The organism is Kitasatospora sp. NPDC059571 (genome assembly GCF_042735675.1).
In the GTDB taxonomy this organism is placed as follows: domain Bacteria; phylum Actinomycetota; class Actinomycetes; order Streptomycetales; family Streptomycetaceae; genus Kitasatospora.
In genome coordinates, this window is the sequence record NZ_JBHWBW010000873.1 from 1 (window position 1) to 1,001 (window position 1,001).

Below are 1,001 nucleotides of genomic sequence, written 5' to 3' on the forward strand. Positions count from 1 at the left end.
GCCCCCGCCCGGCCCCCCCCCTCGCACTCCGTGCGGGCGGGGGGCGCCCCCCCCGCGGCGCCCCCCGCCGCCCCCCCGTCCGTGCCCGGGGCGCCCACCGCCCGGCCGGCCTCGGCCCCGGCGGCCGCCGCCTCCGTGGAGTCCCGCGCCGCGGCCTTCGAGTCCTCCGTCTCCGCGCAGGTGTCGATGGCCAGGGCCCAGGCCTCCGCCACGCTGGCGGCGGCGACCGGCACCGGCAACGCGCTCTCCGACGTCCAGATCACCGGGCTGCCCACCACCGCCACCGACGGCTTCCCGGCGGCGGTGCTCACCATCACCAACTCCACCTCCGCCGCCGCGAGCTACGCCGTCCAGGTCGACTTCACCGACTCCTCCGGGGCGACCGTGGAGACCGTCGTCGTCGGCACCCGGGACGTCGGGCCGGGCGAGCGGCGCACCGTCCTCGCGCACGGCGACAAGCAGGTGCAGACCGCCAACGCCAAGGTCGTCCGGGCACAGCGGTACTGAGCGGGGCCGGGCGACGAGGTGCCGCCCGCCCGTACGCGGTGCAGTCTGGAGACCAGGGCCGCCCGTCCGAGCGGGCGAACGACGCCAGAGGACTCCGCCGATGCCCCGTGTCCGCACCCTCCCGCCGCCGCCCGCCGCCGTCCGCGCCGCGGGCGCCCGACCGGGCCGGGCCGCCGGATGAGGCCGGACCGGCGGGCCGCGGCCGCCGACCCCGCCCCGGCCGTGACCGACCTGCACGCCGGTCTGCCGGAGCTCTCCCCGCGGCTGGTCGCCGCCGCCGAGGAGGGCCGGTGGCTGGACGCCTTCCTGTACGGCGCCGGGATGCTGCAGATCGCGGAGGACCGGCTGCAGGGCACGGCACGGCCGGCCGCGCGGCCGCGCGACCCCCCCGGCGGCGGGCCCCCCGGCCCCGCGCCCCCGGCGGCGGTGCGCACCCCCCGGGCCCCGTCGGAGTGGCCCCGGCGCGCCGGCCGGTCGCCCCGCCCGCGCAGGGT

At 81.7% G+C, this 1,001-nt stretch carries 1 protein-coding gene and 1 pseudogene; both read left to right on the top strand.

Features of this window, described 5'->3' with window-relative positions; all coding sequences use genetic code 11:
• On the top strand, window positions 1-507 hold a 507-nt coding region (locus ACFV0G_RS39665; RefSeq protein ID WP_380558885.1), incomplete at its 5' end, for a hypothetical protein.
• Between the two features lie 177 nt (window positions 508-684).
• Window positions 685-1,001: pseudogene (locus ACFV0G_RS39670) on the top strand (hypothetical protein); the annotation flags it as partial.